Source organism: Nonomuraea sp. NPDC050478, from assembly GCF_044458265.1.
Lineage (GTDB): Bacteria > Actinomycetota > Actinomycetes > Streptosporangiales > Streptosporangiaceae > Nonomuraea > Nonomuraea ferruginea.
In genome coordinates, this window is the sequence record NZ_JBITHT010000004.1 from 524,409 (window position 1) to 543,316 (window position 18,908).

Below are 18,908 nucleotides of genomic sequence, written 5' to 3' on the forward strand. Positions count from 1 at the left end.
ACACCATGGCGCACGTAATGACGCACCCGGCGCCGGGCGGATCGCAGGCGCCCCGCCGTCGGCGGGCCTGGCGCGACACCCTGATCGGGTGGAGCTTCATCCTGCCGAACTTCCTGGGTTTCGCCCTGTTCACGCTCGTCCCGGTGCTCGCCGCGTTCGCGCTGGCGTTCATGGAATGGGACTCCGCCAACGACCCAGAATGGGTGGGGCTGGAGAACTTCGCGCGGCTGTGGAACGACGAGAACTTCCACGTGGCGCTCCGCAACACCATCTACTACTCGGCCGGCCACATCCCGCTGACCCTCGCCGCCGCCCTCGGGCTGGCCATGGCGCTGAACCGCAGGCTGCGCGGCGTCGAGTTCTTCCGCACCGCGGCGTTCTTCCCGTACGTCACCTCGCTGGTCGCGGTGGCCGTGGTCTGGAACATGCTGTTCAACCCCACGGCGGGGCCGGTCAACCTGTTCCTGGAGGCGATCGGCGTCCAGGACCCGCCGCGCTGGGTCGCGAGCACCGACTGGGCGATGCCCGCGGTCATCGCCACCAGCGTGTGGCGTGACATGGGCTACTACATGGTGCTCTATCTGGCCGGTCTGCAGACGATCCCCAAGGAGTACTACGAGGCCGCCATGGTCGACGGGGCCAACGCCTGGCAGCGGTTCTGGCGCATCACGCTCCCGTCGCTGCGGCCGACCACGTTCTTCGTGCTGGTCATGCTGACCATCCAGAGCTTCAAGGTGCTCGACCTGATCGTGGTCATGACCGACGGCGGGCCGGGCCGCAGCACGCTGGTGCTGGCCCAGCTCATCTTCCGTGAGGGCATCAGGGAGGGCGAGTTCGGCTACTCGTCGGCGATCGCGCTGGTGCTGTTCCTCCTGGTGTTCACCGTGACCGTCGTCCAGTTCCGCATCAACGAACGGAGGAGCTCCTGATGACCACGCTGCGCGAGGCTCCCCCGGCCGCCGGCCCCGGCGCGAGCCAGGCCGGCCCGCCGCCGCGCGGGCCCAGGATCTTCCGCAGGACGCTGGCGTACGTGTCGCTCGTCGCGGTGACGCTGCTGGTGCTGCTGCCGCTCGGGTGGATGGTCACCTCGTCGCTGAAGCGGAACAACGAGGTCTTCACCATCCCCATCGAGTGGATCCCGCGGGAGTTCCGCTGGTCGAACTACGTGGAGATCTGGGAGCAGATCCCGATGGCGACCTACCTGGGCAACTCGCTCTACCTGTCGGTCGTCATCACGTTTCTTCAGGTGCTGACCGGCAGCTTCGCCGCCTACGGCTTCTCCAAGGTGAGCTTCCCCGGCCGGGACGGGCTCTTCCTGGCCTACATCGCCACGATCGCGGTGCCGTGGCAGGCCTACATGGTGCCGCAGTACATCATGATGCAGCGGGCCGACCTGATCAACACGCACCTGTCGATCATCCTGCTGCAGGCGTTCGGCGCGTTCGGCGTCTTCCTGATGCGGCAGTACTACATGTCGATCCCGGACGAGCTGTGCCAGGCCGCGCGGATCGACGGGCTCAGCGAGTACGGCATCTACCGGCGGATCATCCTGCCGCTCTCCAAGCCGGCGCTGGCGAGCCTGGCCCTGCTCACGTTCGTCAGCACCTGGAACGACTACATGGGGCCGTTCATCTACCTGACGAGCAACGAGCTGTGGACCGTGCAGCTCGGCCTGCGCTCCTTCGTCGGGCAGTACCAGGCCGACTACGCCATGATCATGACGGGCGCGGTGCTGTCGGTGCTGCCGGTCATGGTCATCTTCCTGTTCGGGCAGCGCTACTTCATCCAAGGCATCGCGACGAGCGGGTTGAAAGGATGAGCGCGGCGCGCGGCCTGCTGCGTCCGGCTCGGCAGGAGACGTACGAGAAGGTCTTCGGCACCGTCTACGTCGGGCTGATGACGAACGTGCTGCTGGCGCTGTCGTGCGCGCCGCTGCTGGCCGCGCTGGCGCTGGTGCGCGACCCGCTGCTGTCGTGGCCGTTCTTCGCGGTGCTGTCCGCGGTGTGCGCGCCGGCGCTGGCGGGCGCGTTCCGGTGCTTCGCCCTGCTGGACGACGGCTCGACGGCGGTGCTGCGCGCCTTCTGGTCCGGCTACCGGCGGGCCGCGACGCGCGCGCTGGCCGCGTGGCTGGCGGGGGCGGTCGCGGTGAGCGTGCTCGCGGTCGACGCGGTGGTGGTCGCCGGCGCCTCGTGGGGTGCGGCCCTGGTGCCGTTCTTCGCCACCGGGGCCGCGCTGGTCGTGGCCGTGACGGTGGCGGTGCTGGTGGTGGTGGCGGAGTCGCCGCGCCGGGTGCGCGAGCTGGTGCGGCCGTGCCTGTACCTGGTGGCCCGCCGCTGGTACCTGACGGCGCCGACGCTCGCGGTGCTCGCGCTCGCGGTCGCGGTGGTGCTGCTCAAGCCGGTGCTCGGCCTGCTGCTGGCGCTCGCGCCGCTGCTGTACGTGGTCTGGGCCACGATGAGGTACGTGGTGCGGCCGCTCTTGACGGAGAGCTGATCCGCAAGGTCCATCGGACGTCCACTTCCGCGTCAACACTTCGTCATGACGGCACGTCAGGTTCGGTGCGTAGGCGACTCCCCGCTATCGAGGAGACCCATGTCCCGAAGCACACGCACCGTCCTCATGACCGTCCTGGTGGCCCTGGCCATGGTCACCAGCCTGGTCACCAGCCCGTTCACCGTCCCGGCCGGGGCCGCGCCGCCCGCCGGGGTCTCCAACGTCGCCCACCGCGGGGCCTCCGCCTACGCTCCCGAGAACACGATCGGCGCTCTCAAGCTGGCCGCCCGGCAGGGCGCCGACATGTTCGAGCTCGACGTCCAGGAGACCAAGGACCGCGCGCTGATCCTCATGCACGACACCACGCTCACCCGCACCACCGACGTGGAGTCCGTGTTCCCCGACCGGTCGCCGTGGCGGGTGGGCGACTTCACCCTCGCCGAGATCCGCCGGCTGGACGCCGGCTCGTGGTTCGGCCCCTCGTTCGCGGGCACGCGGGTGCCGACCCTCCGGCAGGCGCTGAAGGCGATGAACCGCACCGGCCTCGGCCTGCTGCTGGAGATCAAGGCCCCGGAGCTCTATCCCGGCATCGAGCGCCGCACGGTGCTGGAGCTGCGCCGCTCGTGGCCGGGCCCGGTGGTGGTGGAGTCGTTCGACTGGGACTCGATGCGGACCTTCCACCGGCTGATGCCGGACGTGCCGGTCGGCCTGCTCGGCACGCCCACGGCAGACGAGCTGGCAGGGCTCGCCGAGTTCGCGGGCCAGGTCAACCCGCCGTACCGGGACCTCACCCCCGGCTACGTGGAGGCGGTCCAGGAGCTCGGCATGCAGGTCTTCACCTGGACGGTGGACGACCCGGAGATCATGCGGCGGCTCGTCTCGTACCGGGTGGACGGCATCATCACCAACCGGCCGGACGTGCTGGCGGGCCTCTAGCGGGTAGCGCCAAACCATGACAGATCAGCACGGCAGCGGAGACCCCGACCCCGCGCACCGGCGGCCGCCGGGCGTGACCGACGAGGTCGTCGAGGCGCTCGGCCTGTTCAGCGAGGCCCTGGAGAAGATCCATCGGGCGCGTGGCCACCTCTACGCCTTCCACCAGCTCACCGGCGGCGCCGACAACGCCCTCGACGAGGTGGCCGAGCTGCTGCGCGGCGCCGGGCACGGCGAGCTGGCCGGGCGCATCGAACGGGAGCTGATCGGGCTGAACGTGCTGGAAGGCCGGTGGACGTTCCAGGTCGTCGAGGAGTACGACGCCGGCTACTACGCGACGTTCCAGCGGCTGGAGGCCGAGGCCCGCGACCGGCTGGTGGGCGGGCGCACGCACGTCTACGAGGCCGAGATGAAGGCCCGCCGCCGCACCCGCGGCCTCCCGGGGCACGAGAGCGCGCCCGGCGCGGCCACCTGATGACCGTTCCCGGCTCAGGTCCTCGAACCGGCGCGGTAGGCGGGCAGCCCGAGGCGGTCCCTGATCGTCTGCTGGACCGTCGCCTGGTCGTCGCGCGCGTCGACCACCACCACGTACTCCTTGCGGCGGAACAGGTCGATCACCGGGTCGGTCTTGCCGTGGTAGTCGCGCAGCCGCCGGGCCAGGGCCTCCGGCGTGTCGTCGGCGCGGGTGACCAGCTCGCCGCCGCACACGTCGCACCGGCCCTCGGTCTCGGGGCGGTGCGCGATGAGGTTGTAGTCCATGCCGCAGCGCGAGCACAGGCGGCGGGCCAGCACCCGGCGGCGCACCTCGTCGTCCGGCAGGTCGAGCAGGATGACGCCGTCGATGTCGTAGCTCTCCAGGAAGAACTCGGTCTGCCGCCGGTTGCGCGGGAAGCCGTCGACGACGAAGCCGAAGTTCCAGTCGTGCTGCTGGAGCCGCTCGCGCACGACGTCCTCCACCAGGTCGTCGCCGACCAGCTCACCGGCCGCGACGAGGCGGCGGACCTGGGCGCCGATCTTGGTGTGGTTCTTGACGTGCCAGCGGAAGATGTTGCCCACGTTGATGTGCACGAGGTCGAGATCGTCGCAGAGCATCGCCGCCTGCGTCCCCTTGCCGCTCCCCTGCACCCCCATGATCACAAATTTCCGCATGTCTGCCTTTCTGCCACCGTCAGGGCACCGTACCCCTTTTCTTGCAGCACGGCCGGAGACGTCAGCGGGTCCGGGGGCGTACCGGGGTGCTCTCGCGGAGCAGCACCGTCGTCGAGGTCTGCACGCTCACCGGCCCCGGGTCGTCCGACAGGGCGACCCGCATCGCGGTGAGCCCCACCTCGCGCAGCGGCACGGCCACGGTGGTGAGCGCGGGGGTCACGTCCACGGCGGAGTCGATGTCGTCGAAACCCGCGACGCCGATGTCCCTGCCGGGGACGAGGCCGGCGTCGCGGAAGGCGGACATGGCGCCGATCGCCATCACGTCGGTGACGGCGAAGACCACCTCCAGCCCGTCCAGGCCGCGCTCGGCGAGGCGGCGCGCGGCCTCGTAGCCGCCGGCGCGGGTGAACTCGGTCTCGACCACGAACCGGTCCTCGACGGCCAGGCCCAGCTCGCGCAGTCCCGCCAGGAAGCCGGCGCACCGGTCACGGGAGGTGCGCACGGTGACGGGCGCGCGGAACAGCGCGAACCGCCGGTAGCCGGCCGCCGCCAGCGCGCGGGCGAGCTGGTACGCGCCGCCCGCGTTGTCGATGGTCACCGTGTCGAACGGCAGGTCGCGCTGGCTGATCATGACGACCCGGCCGCCGGCGGACCGGTACGCCTCCAGCTCGCCGGAGAGCGCGGCCCTGGTCGCGGCGCCGTCGATGCGGCTGCCGGCGACGGCGATCAGGCGGGGGCGCTGGCCGCGCAGCGTGCGGATGATCTCCAGCTCGCGTTCGGGGGAACGGCCGGCCACCGCCATGGTGACGATCAGCCCGGCCGCCTCCGCGGCCTCGGTGACGCCGGCGGCGATGGCGGAGAAGTACGGGTCGGCCACGTCGCCCACGACCAGGGCCGCGGTCCTGGTCTGGCCCCTGGCGATGGCCTGCGCCGACAGGTGCGGCCGGTAGTTGAGCTTGGCCGCGGCGGCCCGGACCCGGGAGGCGTTCTCGGTGCGGACGTTGCGCGCGCTGCCGTTGAGCGCGCGGGACGCGGTGGCGACGGAGACCCCCGCCTCCCGCGCCACGTCATGCAGGGTCACCGCGCCCGTGCCCTCGGCCCCGTCAGGCATCACGGCCGGACGCCGGGCGCACGGGCGGATGGACGGGCGCGTGAGCGGGCGGATCGACGGGTGGGTGCGCGGGTGAATCGACGGGTGAGTGCGAGGGTTGAGAGACGGGTGAGTGCGCGGAGGGCTTGACGGGTGGGTGCGCAGGTTCAGAGACGGGTGGATGCGCGGGTTGAGAGACGGGCGCGTGAGCGGGTGGATCGACGGGTGAGTGCGCGGGTTGAGAGACGGGTGGGTGCGTGGAGGGATGGACGGGGGCGTGGACGATGGGGCGGGTGACGTCGTGGGCGCGGAGGTGGCCGCACATGCCCCAGCGTTCCTGCGGCGGCGCCTCCAGGAGCATGGCGTGCCGCAGGTGGATGCCGTCGCCGCGGCCGAGGGCGTCGAGCACCTCGGCGGTGTCGCGGGTCCCCGCGGCGACCGTGGTCTCCCAGATGCGCCGCCACCCCGCGACCTTGGGCCGGACCAGGGCGACGGCGCTGTCGTAGAAGCGCAGCAGCGGCCCGTAGTCGCCGGCGCGGGCGCTCTCGGCCAGCCGGAGGAACCCCTCGACGGCGAGGTCACGCCGCCGCGCCACGGCCGCTTCCTCCCCGCCAGCGGGCAGCCCGGCCGCCTCCTGGTAGGCGTCCCGGTCGGACACCACCTCCGGCGGGAACGTCATGACGGCGTCGCCCGCCTCGGGCAGCCCGGCGTTCTGCATGACGACGACCACCTCCAGGCCGCCCCGGTTGACGGCCCGGTGGATGGTCCCCGGCGTGAACCACACGGTCGTCCCCGCGGTCAGCTCCGTTTCGCGCAGGCCGTTCATGTCGAGCGTCTGCAGCGCGCCGCGCCCGCCGGTGACGACGTAGGCCTCGGTGGAGGCGGTGTGCAAGTGAGGGGTGCCGCCTTCGAGCCCGTCGGCGCACGCGCCGGTGTAGACCGCCAGCCGGGAGACGGAGGTGCCGCCGGGGAACGCCGTCATGCGACGGCCCCGCCCGGCGGCGCCAAGGCGGCGGACACGTCGGCCTGCACGTCGGCCCGCACGTCGGCCCGCACGTCGGCTGACACGTCGGCCAGCACCGCGCGGCCCCGCTCGGCCAGCAGCGCGCTGCCCTCGTCGCCCCGGTCTCCGTCGGCGATCACGACCGCGTACCGGAAGCCGAGCGTGCGGCCGTGCTCGACCCGCAGTTCCTCGCCGAAGAACGGCGCCGGGCACAGGCAGGCGAACATCTCGCTGCGGGCGAACCACCGCGGCGGGTGCTGAGGGTTGGCCGCGTCGTCCACCATGACGATCGTGGACCAGCCTCCGGTCTCGTCGTGACGCCCGCGGAACCCGAACCACTCGGCCCGCGTCCCCCGCAGCTCGTCGCCGCCCGCCCCGGACGGCGACTGGATGATCCCGCCGGTGAACGAGCGCGGGCCGCGCCAGAACAGCCCGCCGTAACCGGCGTTCTCGCGTCCCTTGGTGGTCGGGGAGCCGAAGTCGAGCGGCCCGCCTGACACGTTCGTCATGGCCGTCCCGAACACCAGCGCCCAGGCCGTCTCGTCCAGCACGGTGGCCGTGAGCGAGCGCCGCTCCTCGATCACCGGCCGCCCCGCCTGGGAGATCCAGTCGAGCCGGTGCGCCAGACCGGCGCGCCCGCCGTCCGCGCCGAGCGCGGTCATCTCGCGGTGCACGGCGCTGCCGTTGTTGTCGAGCTGTACGTAGCCGCGCCCGCGTTCGTACGTGGGCCCGCCCCAGAAGTTGTGCTCGCCCACGTGCGGCAGCGACCAGGCGATGCCCTTGTGCCAGACGTGGTCGTGCGGCCGGTAGAGCGACACCACGTCGCCGCCCAGGGTGCGCACCGGGTGCAGGTAGGGCTTGGGCGACTCCAGGACGGGCGTGTCGGGACGGTAGACGTAGGCGAACAGCTCGACGTCCCCGGCCGTGACGGCGACGGAACGGCCCAGCGTGTGGACGGCCTGGAGGGGGGTCATCCGTCCGTTCCTTCCCAGGGGGCGCCGGTGCCGTCCATGCGCCGGGCGAACGGGCTGCCGGGGCCGACCTGCCCGCGCGTGATCCGCTCGCCGGTGAAGGCGGAGGCGTACAGGGCGGCCACGAACTCCATCGTCACGCGGGCGTCCGCCAGCGTGACCGGCGGCGCCTCGTCCCGGTCGAGCGCGTCGAGCACCGCCGCGAGCTGGCCGTGGTGGCCGCTGGAATCGGCGCTGCGACCCTCGGCCGACCAGCGCTTGGCCACGTCCTCGCAGCCGGGGGCGGGGGTGACGCTCCAGTCGGCGTCGGTGTAGCCGTACAGGTGCTCCAGCTCGACGGTGGCGCGCTCGAAGTCGAAGCGGAGCACGGACGTCTCGCGCGGCGACAGCACCGAGTTGACCACCGAGGCGACCGCGCCGCTCTCGAACGTGACCATGGCCATCGAGACGTCCTCGGTCTCGGTGTCGCGCGCCTGGCGGACGGCCAGGCCGCTGACCTCGCGCCACGGGCCGAGCACGGAGAACAGCAGGTCGAACTGGTGGATGCCGTGGCCCATGGTGGGGCCGCCGCCTTCCGAGGCCCAGGTGCCGCGCCAGGGGACCTCGAAGTAGGCGTCGCCGCGGTACCACTGGGTCAGGCAGGTGGCGACCAGCGGGCGGCCCAGTTCGCCGCCGTCCAGCATGCGGCGCAGCCGGGCCGCGCCGGGGGCGAAGCGGTGCTGGAAGACGGTCGCCATGTGGGCCGTCGAGCGGCTCTCGGCCTCGGCGAGCGTGTCGAGCTCGGCCAGGGAGAGGGTGGGCGGCTTCTCGACGAGCACCGTGACGCCCGCTTCGAGGCATTCGAGCGCGAGCGGGGCGTGCAGGAGGGGCGGGGTGCAGAGGTGGACCAGGTCGATCCGCTCCTCGCGGAGCAGCTCGGTCAGAGTCGTGAAGGTGCGGGGAACCTGCCAGGTGGCGGCGAAGGTCTCGGCCCTGCCGAGGTCGACGTCGACGGCCGCGACGAGGCGCGCCCGCCCGCCGGACCCGGCGACGGCCTGTGCGTGGGCGGTGGCGATCCCGCCGGTGCCGACGATCGCGGACCGGTAGCTGCGTTGAGACATGTGACCCTTCGGGGGGCGTGGGGGGCGCGCGCCGGGAAAACGCATTCCGCAGTCTGCCTTTTCCCGGACTTCACCGTCAAGGGGCTTTCAGCCGGACCGCGACGCCCGCCTAGGGGCGGGTGGAAGCCTCGGCGGGAACGGTTCCCGCGGATCAGGGGGGTTCTGCGGATGGGGTTACCGCCGGACGGCGACGCCCGGCTCAGGGCGGGTGGCGGCCTCGGCGGGAACGGTTCCCGCCGGTCAGGGGCGGGTGGTTCCGCGGATGACGAGGGTGCCCTGGACCGTCAGGTGTTCGGGTTCGGGGGTCTCCCGAAGCGCTAGGCGGATGGCTTCGGCGCCGACGTGGGCCAGCGGGAGCGCGACCGTCGTCAGCCTCGGCGTCACGTCCTCCGCGAGCTGGATGTCGTCGATGCCCGCCACCGACACCTCGGCGGGGACGGGCACCCCGGCCTCGCGGAGGGCCGCCAGGGCGCCGATCGCGAGGACGTCGCTGACCGCCGCGACCGCCTCCGGCGGCCCGCTCCTGATCAGCCGCCGGACCGCCGCGTACCCGCCGTCCCTGCCGGCCTCGCAGGGCACGACGCGCACCTGGCGGGCGGGCACCCCGCCCCGGCGCAGCCCCTCGGCGCAGCCCGCGACCCGGGCTGCGAAGTTCGCCCGGTCCTCGGGGCCGGCCAGGATCGCCACCCGCCGGTGGCCGGTCATGGCCAGGTGGGCGCCCAGCGCCCGGCCCGCGCCGTGGTCGTCGAAGGCGATCGAGTCGAACGCCCGGTCCCTCACGCCGACGATCACCACCCGCCCGCCCGCTCGCTCGTACGCGCGCAACTCGTCCGTCAGGCGGTCGTCGAGCGCGTTCGCGCGGAACCGGGAGGAGGTCAGCACGAGCGCGCGCGGCCGCAGCGCGCGCAGCAGGCGCACCGTTTCGAGCTGCCGCTCCAGGGCGCCGTGGGTGGCGGAGACGGTCACGAACACGCCGGTCATCCTGGCCTGGCGCTCCATCGCGGACACGACGACGCCCATGGCAGGGGTGGTCAGGTCGTCGGTGACGAGCGTGATCGCCTCGCTCCCCCGCCGCATGGCGCGCGCCGCCGCGTCCGCGGTGTAGCGCAGGGCCTCCGCCGCGGCCAGGACGCGCCGCTCGTACTCGGGGGCGACGGCGCGCGAGCTGCCGCCCAGCACCCGTGACGCGGTCGCCACCGAGACCCCGGCGGCCGCCGCCACGTCGCGCAGCGTGACCGTACGTCTCGCCGCGTGAGGCATCCGGCCGGCTCCCTTCTTCCGCGACGCCGACTCACGGCGGCGCGGCCGGAGCCGACGCCCATGCGGGCCGGCTCTTCCGCGACGCCGACTCACGAGGGTAAGGGATGCGCCGCGGCTCCGAAACTTTCGGAGCCGGGAGGGAACGCCGAAGGCCCGGACGCGCGCGCCCGGGCCCTTCACGGCGAGACGATCACCCGTACGACCGCCCCGCTCACGTCCGCTGCGGTCGGCCGGTCAGCTGCTGCTGCCGAGGAAGCCGTTCTGCTCCAGCCATTCGGCGGTGACCGTGCCGGGCTCCTTGCCGTCCACGTCGACCTGGGCGTTGAGCGCCTGCATGGTGGCGTCGTCCAGCTTGGCGATGACCGGGTTCAGCACCTGCTCCAGGGCCGGGTGCTTCTTGTACAGGTCGTCCTTGACGGTGACCGCGGCGTTGTAGATCGGGAAGAAGTTCTTGTCGTCCTCCAGCACGGTCAGGTCGAGCGCGGCGATGCGGCCGTCGGTGGTGAACACCTCGCCGAAGTTGCAGGTCTCGCCCTTGTCCGTCTCGGTGTAGACGACGCCGGTGTCCAGCAGCGCGATCCGGTCCTTGGGCATCTCGAAGTCGTACTTCTTGGTCAGGCCGGGCAGGCCGTCGTCGCGGGTGGAGAACTCGGTCTCGATGCACATCGTGACCTCCTCCGGCTTGGTCTTCGCCAGCTCGGCCACGTCGGAGACCGTCTTGACGCCCAGCTCCTGCGCCTTCTCCGAGCGGATGGCCAGGGCGTAGGTGTTGTTGAGCGGCGTCGGGCCGATCCAGCGGATCTGGTTCTGCTCCAGGTCGGCCTCCGCGGTGGCCTTGAACTGCTCGGCGGAGTCCTGGATCGGCTCGGTCTTCTTCAGGTGCTCGATCCAGCCGGTGCCGGAGTACTCCCAGTACAGGTCGATCTCACCGGCCTGCAGCGCCTTGCGGTTGGTTACCGTGCCGCCCAGGTTGGTCTTGTCCTCGACCTCGGCGCCGTGCGCCTTGAGCAGCTGCACGGCGATCTTGCCGAGCACGATGTTCTCGGTGAAGTCCTTGGAGCCGACGACGAACGAGGCGCCCTCCAGCTCGGTGCCTGCGCTGGACGCCTCGACGGCGCTTCCGCCGCCACCGCATCCGGCGGCCGCTGTCAGGGTCAGGGCCGCTGCTGCGAGCACGGCGAACTTGCGGCGGACGGGGCGGGAAAACACGTGAAAACACCTCTCGCGGTGGGGGTCTTACGAAAAATCGGGATTCGAGGGATGGGAAGTCGGCGGGATCACATGCCACGGGGCTTGAGCAGCTTCTCGGCGAGGCTGCCCAGCCAGTCGATGAAGAAGGCGATGCACGCGGTCAGCACGCCGCCGACGATGGTGACGGGCATCCGGTTGAGCTTGAGCCCGTTGATGATCAGTTCGCCCAGCCCGCCCGCGGCCACGAAGGCGCCGAGCGTGGCGACTCCGACGGTCAGCACCAGGGCGGTGCGCAGACCGGCGAGGATGGCGGGCACCGCGAGCTTGAGCTCGACCCGGCGCAGCACCTGGCCCTTGGTCATGCCCATGCCGCGGGCGGACTCGACGAGCGCGGGGTCGATCTGCTGCAGCCCGACCATGGTGTTGCGCAGCACCGGCAGCACGGCGTAGATGACCAGGCCGACCAGCGCCGTCTGGAAGCCCACGCCCAGCACGAACGTGGCCAGCACGAGCAGCCCGATGCACGGCACGGCCTGCCCGAGGTTGCCCGCGGTGAGGATGACCGGGGTGATGAACCGGTTCCTGGAGCGCGAGGCGACGATGCCCAGCGGGACCGCGATGATCACCACTAGGGCGGTGGCCGCCACGGTCATCTGCAGGTGCTCGATCACCTTGGCGACGATCACCTCGCGGTTGAGGCTGCGGCGCTCGATGGAGTCCAGCTCCAGCGTGCTCACCCAGGCGTAGAGGGCGACCAGGACGACGGCGATCGCGGCCGGGGTGAGCACGTGGCGCAGACCGGAAGCGCGGACGGGCGCGCCGGCCCGGCCGATGGCGATCGTGTCAGCGGTCACCGGCCGCCACCTCCTCGCGGCCGGTCTTCGCGCCGTCCGTGCCCACGGCCTCGCACAGCGCGGTGTAGGTGAGCACCCCGGACGGGGTGGCGCACCTGTCGCTGCCGTGGGCGACCATGGTGTCCAGCGCCTCGCGCAGGCTGGTGCCCGCGTCCACCCGGGGCAGCCCGTTGCTCGACGGTACGGGCCCGACGGCCGGCACGTCGTCTACCGTCAGCAGCGCCAGCCGCTTCAGCGTGGCGTCCTGGCCGATGAAGCCGGCCACGTAGTCGTCGGCGGGCGCGGCCAGGATGTTGGCGGGCGTGTCGTACTGGGCGATGTGCGAGCGCTCGCGCAGCACCGCGATGCGGTCGCCGAGCGTGATCGCCTCCTCGAAGTCGTGCGTGACGAAGATGATCGTCTTGCGCAGCTTCTTCTGCAGCTTGGCGAACTCGCTCTGCAGGTGCTCGCGGGTGATCGGGTCGGTGGCGCCGAAGGGCTCGTCCATCAGCATCACCGGCGGGTCGGCGGCCAGCGCGCGGGCCACGCCGACCCGCTGCTGCTGCCCTCCGGACAGCTGACGCGGGTAGCGGTCGTGGTACGCGCCGGGCTCCAGGTTGACCAGCGAGAGCAGCTCCTCGACCCGGTCCGCGACCTTGGCCGCGGGCCAGCCGAGCAGCTTGGGCACCAGGGCCACGTTCTCGCCCACGGTCAGGTGGGGGAACAGCCCCACCTGCTGGATGGCGTACCCGATGTGCCGGCGCAGCTCGTCGGGGTGCAGGTTGAGCACGTCCTCGCCGCCGATGCGGATCTCCCCGGAGGTGGGCTCCACCAGCCGGTTGATCATCTTCATCGTGGTGGTCTTGCCACAGCCGGACGGCCCGACGAAGACGACCAGCTCACCGGCCGGGATGTCGAGGTTGACGTTGTCGACCGCTGGAGCCGGCTGCCCCGGGTAGTGCTTGGTCAGCCCCCGCAACTCGATGCGGACGCCTGCTGGATCACGGTCGAACACGAAGCCCCCTTGGTGTGGTCAGCTGGCGGACGGCGAAGAAGAACGCGTCGAAGAGCACCGCGATGACCACGATGCCGAGCGTTCCGGCGAGCGTCGCGTTCAGCGAGTTCACCGAGCCGAGCCTGGCCAGTCCTTCGAAGATCTGGGTGCCGAGGCCGGGGCCGTCGACGTAGGCGGCGATGGCCGCGATGCCGATGAGCATCTGGGCCGAGACCCGGACGCCGGTCAGGATCAGCGGCCAGGCCAGCGGGAGCCGCACCTTCAGCAGCACCCTCGCGGCGCTCAGGCCCATCCCGCGGCCCGCCTCGACGGTGGCGGCGTCGACGCCGTTCAGCCCGGTCACCGTGTTCCTGATGATCGGCAGGAAGGCGTACCCGGTGAGCGCGACGAGCGTGGGCCCCCAGCCGAGTCCGGTGATCGGGATGAGCAGAGTGAGCAGTGCCAGCGAGGGGATGGTGAGGATGCCCGCGGACAGCGCCAGCGAGGCTCCGCGCACCTTGGGCGCCTGGAAACCGAGGAGTCCGATGCCGACGCCCACCACGGTCGCGATGCCGATCGCGATGGCGACGACCAGGGCGTGTTCGGCAGCGGCCAGCGAGAGAGTCCCCCATCGAGAGACCACGTACTCGCCGAAAGTCATGAAAGAACCGCCTTCGCTTACTCTTGCACTGGCATGTAAACGTATGACCGTGTTGCGGTGATTGCAAAATCTGTTGCACTTAGCGCAACACCATTGTTATGAACGGATGAGCATGACCGAGAGGCCGGCAGTGTCGTCGGCGGGTCTCCGCCGAGACCTGGAGATCCTTGACGTTCTCGCTGGTCACGGCGCTGAACGTGACGCCGAGGGATTCGGCGTGAGCTGGATCGCGCAACGCCTGGGGCGGGAGAAGAGCCAGGTGTCACGGGCGCTGCGCGCGCTGGAGGCCGAGGGCATGGTCGAACGCGACCCGCTGACCCGGCGCTACCGGCTCGGCTGGCGGCTGTTCGCGCTCGCGGCCCGCACCCAGCAGGCCCGGCTGGCGCAGATGGCGGCGCCGTGCCTGCGGCGGCTGGCGTCCACCTTCGACGAGGACACCCACCTGTGCGTGCTCCGCGGCGAGCAGGTGCTCACCCTGCTGTCGGCCCCCTCGTCACGGGCGTACCACCGGGTCTGGGAAGGCGTCGCGGTGCCGGTTCTCATGGCGGGCGCGGGGCGGGCGCTGCTCGCCGACTGGCACCAGGACCACGTGCGCGAGCTGCTGCGCGCCTCCCTGCCGGGCGGCCTGGACTCGGCGATCGCCGACGAGGAGCAGTGGCTCGCCGACCTGGCGCACGTCCGGGAGTTCGGGTACGTGGTGAGCGCGGTCGAGCTGGACGACCTCCCCGGGGGCATCACGGCCCCGGTGCGCGACCACCGCCGCCTCATCGTCGCGGCCATCAGCATGTCGCTGACCCGCGTGCCCCCGGAGTCGCGCCTGGAGGAGATGGGCAAGGTGGTGGCGGAGTCGGCCCAGGAGCTGTCCGCCGCCCTCGGTTACCCGCGGCCCTAGCGTCACCGGCCCCCGCGTCCGCGCGGGGGCCTTTGTTCTGCCAGAGCTGCAACCGCTTGCCGCAGCAACAGTGCAGTTTTACTAGGAACCATTGACGTTTCAGGAGAGCTACGTCAACGTTTCGTGCAACCGATTGCCACCCTCACGAGAGGTTGCGCATGCGACTTCTGTCACTCCCCCCGGTGATCGCCGTCATGATCATCGCGGCGGCCGCCCCCGCCGCCGCCGCTCCCCCGCCCAGGAGCGTCATCGTGGTCGCCGCCGACGGCTCCGGCGACCACACCACCGTGCAGGACGCCGTGGACGCCGTGCCCTCCGGCAACGCCAGGCCGGTGACCGTCCTCGTCCGCGAGGGCACCTACAAGCAGCAGGTCGTCATCCCCGCCGACAAGCCGCACATCACCCTCGCCGGAGACACCGACGACCCCGCCAAGGTGGTGCTGACCTTCGACGCCGCCGCCACGATCCAGCGGCCCGACGGCTCCGGGCCGTACGGCACCTCGGGCAGCGCCTCGTACGTGATCAGCGCGCCCGACTTCACCGCGCGCGACCTCACGTTCGAGAACTCCTACGACGAGGCCGCGAACGGCCCCAGCCAGGCCGTCGCCGTCCGCACCACCGGCGACCGGCAGGTGTACGACAACGTCCGGTTCATCGGCAACCAGGACACGCTCTACGCCAACACCGAGAGCGCGGGCGCGACCGCCCGGCAGTACTTCCACGACTGCTACGTGGAAGGCGACGTGGACTTCATCTTCGGCCGGGCCACCGCCGTCTTCGACCGGTGCGTCATCAAGGCCCTGGACCGGGGCGACGCCGCCAACAACGGCTACGTCACCGCCGCGAGCACCGAGGTGGCCAACCCGTACGGGTTCCTGATCCACCGCAGCCACCTGGTCAGCGACGCACCCGCCGGGACGTACCACCTGGGCCGGCCGTGGCCGGCAGGCGGGTCGCCGACGGCGCGCGGGCAGGTGCTGGTCCGCGAGTCGTGGCTGGGCCAGCAGTTCAAGGACGCCCCGTGGACCGACATGTCGGGCCTGAGCTGGCGGGACGCGCGCCTGTCCGAGTACCGCAACCACGGCCCCGGCGCCACCGCCGGCGAGGACCGGCCGCAGCTCTCCGCCCGGGACGCCGCCCGCCTCACTCCTCACCACTACCTGAAGGGCCGCGACGGCTGGAACCCCGTCCGCCACCACCACGACCGGCCCGACCCGTACCGGCTGGGCCGCGAGACGCTCGGCGAGAAGGACGGCTGGGCGGCGGCCGGCACCGGCACCACGGGCGGTTCCGCCGCCCGCCCGGAGGACGTGCACGTCGTCTCCACCAGGGCCGAGCTGATCGCCGCGCTCGGTGAGCCGGCCGACAACCGGCCGCGGATCGTGTACGTGAAGGGCGCGATAGACGCCGACACCGACGCCGCGGGCAACCCGCTGACCTGCGCGGACTACGCCGTCGGCGGCTACAGCCTGGAGGCGTACCTGGCCGCCTACGACCCGGCCGTGTGGGGCCGCTCCAGCCCGCCGTCAGGGCCGCTGGAGGACGCCCGCCGCGCCTCGTACAACGCCATGAGCGAGCACGTGAGCATCGCGGTCGGCTCCAACGTCACCCTGGCCGGGCTGGGGCGCGACGCCGCGCTGAAGAGCTTCGGCCTGCGGATCAGGAACGCCGACAACGTGATCGTGCGCAACCTCACGATCAGCGACACGGCCGACTGCTTCCCGCAGTGGGACCCGACGGACGGCGAGGAGGGCAACTGGAACGCCTCCTTCGACAACGTCGAGATCTCCGGCTCGACCCACGTGTGGCTGGACCACAACACGCTGAACGACGGCGACAACCCGGACGCGAACCAGCCGCTGTACTTCGGCCGGCCGTACCAGGTGCACGACGGGCTGCTCGACGTGGTGCGCGGCTCGAACTACGTGACCCTGTCGTGGAACCACCTGAGCGACCACGACAAGGTGACGCTGATCGGCAACACCGACAACCCCGCTTCGTACCAGGAGGCGGACAAGCTGAAGGTGACCGTGCACCACAACTACTTCGAAGGGCTCGGCCAGCGGACCCCGCGGGTGCGCTTCGGCCAGGTGCACGTCTACAACAACTACTTCACGGGCGGCGGCCCGTACGTGTACAGCATCGGCGTCGGCTTCCAGTCGCAGGTGTACGCGAACGCCAACGCGTTCGACGGCATCGCCGCCGAGAAGGTGCTGACCGTGTTCAAGGGCGCCGCCATCACCGCGAAGGACAACCTGGTCGACGGCCGGCCGGTCGACCTGGTCGCCGCCCACAACGCCGCCGCCGGCGCGAGCCTCGGCGGTGACGCCGGCTGGACGCCGGCCCTGTACACCCGCGTCCACCCGCCGCGGGCGCTGCGCGCCCTGGTTCCCGCCGGTGCGGGCGCGGGACGCATCCGCTGAAACCTGCCACGCGCCGGTCCGCGTGACCGGCCGCGCAGCGGATGCGCGGCCGGGATGGCCCGCCTGACCCGGGCCCTCCCGGCCGGACCGGCCGCCGTCAGCGGCCGGCGGTCAGCTCCGCCAGGCGGCGCTCGATCGCGGCCAGCCGGTCGTCGAGCGACCGGCTGTGCAGCAGCTCGGCGAGCCGGTCGGCTTCGTCGGGCTCCAGCTCGGCCGTGCGGCCGACGTCGTCGGAGTCGTCCTCGCCATAGAAGGTCAGCGCGCGTCGGCCGTCGTGGTAATCGATGAAGGCGAGCCGGTCACCTCTTCTGGTTCTGATCTGGTAAATGTGGCCGGTTCCGGGGACCGTCGCCGGTGTGATCTCCATCTCCCTCTGCCTCCGTTGTTCTTGTGGGGTCGGTCGGGTCTGGGGTCCGGATCGCCGCTCTCGCCGTGCCAGCGGGCCAGCCGGCCGCGGCGGCCGACGGCTCGCAGGCGCCGCTCGACCTCGTCGCGGGTGCGGGAGGTGGCGACGATCAGCAGCTGGTCGCCCTCGTACAGACGGGATTCCGGCATGGGCACGAGCGCGGAGCTGCCGCGGATGACCAGGCTGATGGCCGCCGGACGGGGCAGACGCAGCTCCGACACCTCCACCCCGTGCAGCATCGATCCTTCGGGGACGGAGACCGTGAGCAGCTCGGCGTCGAGCACGTCGAGCGGCGCCGACTCGATGTCCACCTCCCGGGCCTCCTCGGGCCTGACCAGGCCGAGCAGGCGGGTGATCCCGAGCAGGCCGGGCCCCTGGATCAGGGTGAACACCACGACCAGCACGAAGACGATGTGCAGCAGGTCGAGCGCGCCGGGCACCTGGGCCACGATCGGGAACGTCGTCAGCACGATCGGCACCGCCCCGCGCAGCCCCGCCCAGGAGATGAACGCCTGCTCACGCCAGGGCACCCGGAACGGCACCAGGCACAGGAGCACCGAGACCGGCCGGGCCACCAGCAGCAGGAAGGCGCCGATGACGAGCGCCGGCAGCAGCGCGTCGAGCAGCTCGCTCGGGTCGACCAGCAGGCCGAGCATGACGAACAGCCCGATCTGCGCGAGCCAGCCCGCGCCCTCGGCGAAGGACCGGGTGGCGGCCCGGTGCGGCAGCACGGCGTTGCCGAGCACGATCCCCGACAGGTAGGCGGCGATGATGCCGGAGGCGTTGGCCGCGCCCGCCGCGGCGAAGGCGCAGATGCCGAAACCGAAGGAGGCCAGCGGGTACAGCCCGGTGGCGGGCAGCGCCACGTAGCGCAGCGTCACCACGCCGACCAGGGCCACGCCCAGACCGATGAGCGCGCCCGTGGCGATCTGGTAGACCATCTGCCCGCCGATGGCGAACGGGCCGGGCAGGCCACCGGAGGCGCTGAAGACCAGCACCAGGATCACGGTGGGCGCGTCGTTGAAGCCGGACTCGGCCTCGACCATGCTGGCCAGCTTGCGCGGCAGCGGCAGCGACCGCAGCACGGCGAAGACCGCCGCCGCGTCGGTGGACGACACGATGGCGCCGAGCAGCAGCGCGAGCTGCCAGTCCATGCCCAGCAGGTAGTGCGCGCCCGTAGCGGTCACGAGCACGCTGATGACCACGCCGGCGGTGGCCAGCAGGGCCGAGGGGGCGAGCAGCCGGCGGACGTCGGCCCACCGGGTGCTCAGCCCGCCCTCGACCAGGATGACGGCCAGCGCCGTCGTTCCCAGGGTCTGGGCGAGCTGGGCGTCGTTGAAGGGGATGCCCAGCACGTCCTCCCCGACCAGGACGCCCAGCCCGAGGAACAGCAGGAGGCTGGGCAGGCCGAGGCGGGCTGCGGTGCGCGCCGCGGCGATGCTGGCGAGCAGCACCAGGCCGCCCACCAGCAACACCACGTACAGCTGCGGCAACGTCATCGTCGCCCCT

Annotated in this window: 19 protein-coding genes; 7 read left to right on the plus strand and 12 right to left on the minus strand. The window is 71.9% G+C overall.

Annotated features, from left to right (window positions below; genetic code table 11):
• Positions 1 to 5: 5 nt before the first annotated feature.
• The 5 genes from ACIBF7_RS22365 to ACIBF7_RS22385 all read left to right on the plus strand — a co-directional run bounded on the left by ACIBF7_RS22365 (position 6) and on the right by ACIBF7_RS22385 (position 3,901).
• On the plus strand, positions 6 to 929 hold the full coding sequence (locus tag ACIBF7_RS22365) for a carbohydrate ABC transporter permease (RefSeq protein WP_271276947.1): 924 nt from the start codon (positions 6 to 8) through the stop codon (positions 927 to 929).
• Positions 929 to 1,819 (plus strand): carbohydrate ABC transporter permease, encoded by an 891-nt coding sequence (locus ACIBF7_RS22370; protein ID WP_148033301.1) that lies wholly within the window; start codon positions 929 to 931, stop codon positions 1,817 to 1,819. Before ACIBF7_RS22365 ends, ACIBF7_RS22370 begins: the two co-directional genes overlap by 1 nt.
• The gene (locus ACIBF7_RS22375) at positions 1,816 to 2,493 is read left to right on the plus strand and encodes a hypothetical protein (RefSeq protein ID WP_271276946.1); all 678 of its coding nucleotides are present in this window, start codon (positions 1,816 to 1,818) and stop codon (positions 2,491 to 2,493) included. The genes ACIBF7_RS22370 and ACIBF7_RS22375 overlap by 4 nt, the downstream gene beginning before the upstream one ends.
• 99 nt (positions 2,494 to 2,592) lie before the next feature.
• Positions 2,593 to 3,429: a glycerophosphodiester phosphodiesterase family protein gene (locus tag ACIBF7_RS22380; protein WP_219548531.1), complete on the plus strand. Its 837-nt coding sequence runs from the start codon at positions 2,593 to 2,595 to the stop codon at positions 3,427 to 3,429.
• 16 nt (positions 3,430 to 3,445) lie between these two features.
• Entirely contained in the window at positions 3,446 to 3,901 is a 456-nt protein-coding gene (locus tag ACIBF7_RS22385) for a hypothetical protein (protein WP_271276945.1), read from the plus strand.
• 14 nt (positions 3,902 to 3,915) lie between these two features.
• Here the strand turns inward: ACIBF7_RS22385 and ACIBF7_RS22390 are convergent, their stop codons facing one another.
• The 10 genes from ACIBF7_RS22390 to ACIBF7_RS22435 form a co-directional block, all read right to left on the minus strand.
• A complete protein-coding gene (locus ACIBF7_RS22390; protein ID WP_148033305.1) occupies positions 3,916 to 4,575 on the minus strand; it encodes a nucleoside monophosphate kinase in 660 nt (219 codons plus the stop codon).
• A gap of 61 nt (positions 4,576 to 4,636) precedes the next feature.
• Positions 4,637 to 5,686: a LacI family DNA-binding transcriptional regulator gene (locus ACIBF7_RS22395; RefSeq protein WP_397198265.1), complete on the minus strand. Its 1,050-nt coding sequence runs from the start codon at positions 5,684 to 5,686 to the stop codon at positions 4,637 to 4,639.
• Complete coding sequence (locus tag ACIBF7_RS22400; RefSeq protein WP_397198041.1) at positions 5,679 to 6,647, minus strand: cupin domain-containing protein; 969 nt, start codon at positions 6,645 to 6,647, stop codon at positions 5,679 to 5,681. Before ACIBF7_RS22400 ends, ACIBF7_RS22395 begins: the two co-directional genes overlap by 8 nt.
• Positions 6,644 to 7,642: a PmoA family protein gene (locus ACIBF7_RS22405; protein WP_397198043.1), complete on the minus strand. Its 999-nt coding sequence runs from the start codon at positions 7,640 to 7,642 to the stop codon at positions 6,644 to 6,646. Before ACIBF7_RS22405 ends, ACIBF7_RS22400 begins: the two co-directional genes overlap by 4 nt.
• Entirely contained in the window at positions 7,639 to 8,739 is a 1,101-nt protein-coding gene (locus ACIBF7_RS22410; RefSeq protein ID WP_397198044.1) for a Gfo/Idh/MocA family protein, read from the minus strand. Before ACIBF7_RS22410 ends, ACIBF7_RS22405 begins: the two co-directional genes overlap by 4 nt.
• A 240-nt stretch (positions 8,740 to 8,979) precedes the next feature.
• Positions 8,980 to 9,999, minus strand: coding sequence for a LacI family DNA-binding transcriptional regulator (locus ACIBF7_RS22415; RefSeq protein WP_397198045.1), 1,020 nt, complete (start codon positions 9,997 to 9,999; stop codon positions 8,980 to 8,982).
• Between the two features lie 234 nt (positions 10,000 to 10,233).
• Positions 10,234 to 11,208, minus strand: coding sequence for a glycine betaine ABC transporter substrate-binding protein (locus ACIBF7_RS22420; protein ID WP_219548519.1), 975 nt, complete (start codon positions 11,206 to 11,208; stop codon positions 10,234 to 10,236).
• A gap of 68 nt (positions 11,209 to 11,276) precedes the next feature.
• Entirely contained in the window at positions 11,277 to 12,044 is a 768-nt protein-coding gene (locus tag ACIBF7_RS22425) for an ABC transporter permease (protein ID WP_222709055.1), read from the minus strand.
• Complete coding sequence (locus ACIBF7_RS22430; protein WP_271276940.1) at positions 12,034 to 13,038, minus strand: ABC transporter ATP-binding protein; 1,005 nt, start codon at positions 13,036 to 13,038, stop codon at positions 12,034 to 12,036. The genes ACIBF7_RS22425 and ACIBF7_RS22430 overlap by 11 nt, the downstream gene beginning before the upstream one ends.
• Positions 13,025 to 13,678, minus strand: a complete 654-nt coding sequence (locus ACIBF7_RS22435) for an ABC transporter permease (RefSeq protein ID WP_271276939.1) — start codon at positions 13,676 to 13,678, stop codon at positions 13,025 to 13,027. The genes ACIBF7_RS22430 and ACIBF7_RS22435 overlap by 14 nt, the downstream gene beginning before the upstream one ends.
• Before the next feature lie 112 nt (positions 13,679 to 13,790).
• Here ACIBF7_RS22435 and ACIBF7_RS22440 point away from each other — a divergent pair, with 112 nt between their 5' ends.
• Positions 13,791 to 14,570 carry an IclR family transcriptional regulator gene (locus ACIBF7_RS22440; RefSeq protein WP_271276965.1) on the plus strand — a complete coding sequence of 260 codons (780 nt, stop codon included), beginning with the start codon at positions 13,791 to 13,793 and terminating at the stop codon, positions 14,568 to 14,570.
• Between the two features lie 158 nt (positions 14,571 to 14,728).
• Positions 14,729 to 16,993, plus strand: coding sequence for a pectinesterase family protein (locus ACIBF7_RS22445; RefSeq protein ID WP_397198046.1), 2,265 nt, complete (start codon positions 14,729 to 14,731; stop codon positions 16,991 to 16,993).
• Between the two features lie 97 nt (positions 16,994 to 17,090).
• Here the strand turns inward: ACIBF7_RS22445 and ACIBF7_RS22450 are convergent, their stop codons facing one another.
• Both ACIBF7_RS22450 and ACIBF7_RS22455 read right to left on the minus strand, forming a co-directional pair.
• Complete coding sequence (locus ACIBF7_RS22450) at positions 17,091 to 17,360, minus strand: hypothetical protein (protein ID WP_148033315.1); 270 nt, start codon at positions 17,358 to 17,360, stop codon at positions 17,091 to 17,093.
• On the minus strand, positions 17,249 to 18,898 hold the full coding sequence (locus ACIBF7_RS22455; RefSeq protein WP_397198047.1) for a potassium/proton antiporter: 1,650 nt from the start codon (positions 18,896 to 18,898) through the stop codon (positions 17,249 to 17,251). The genes ACIBF7_RS22450 and ACIBF7_RS22455 overlap by 112 nt, the downstream gene beginning before the upstream one ends.
• Positions 18,899 to 18,908 lie beyond the last annotated feature (10 nt).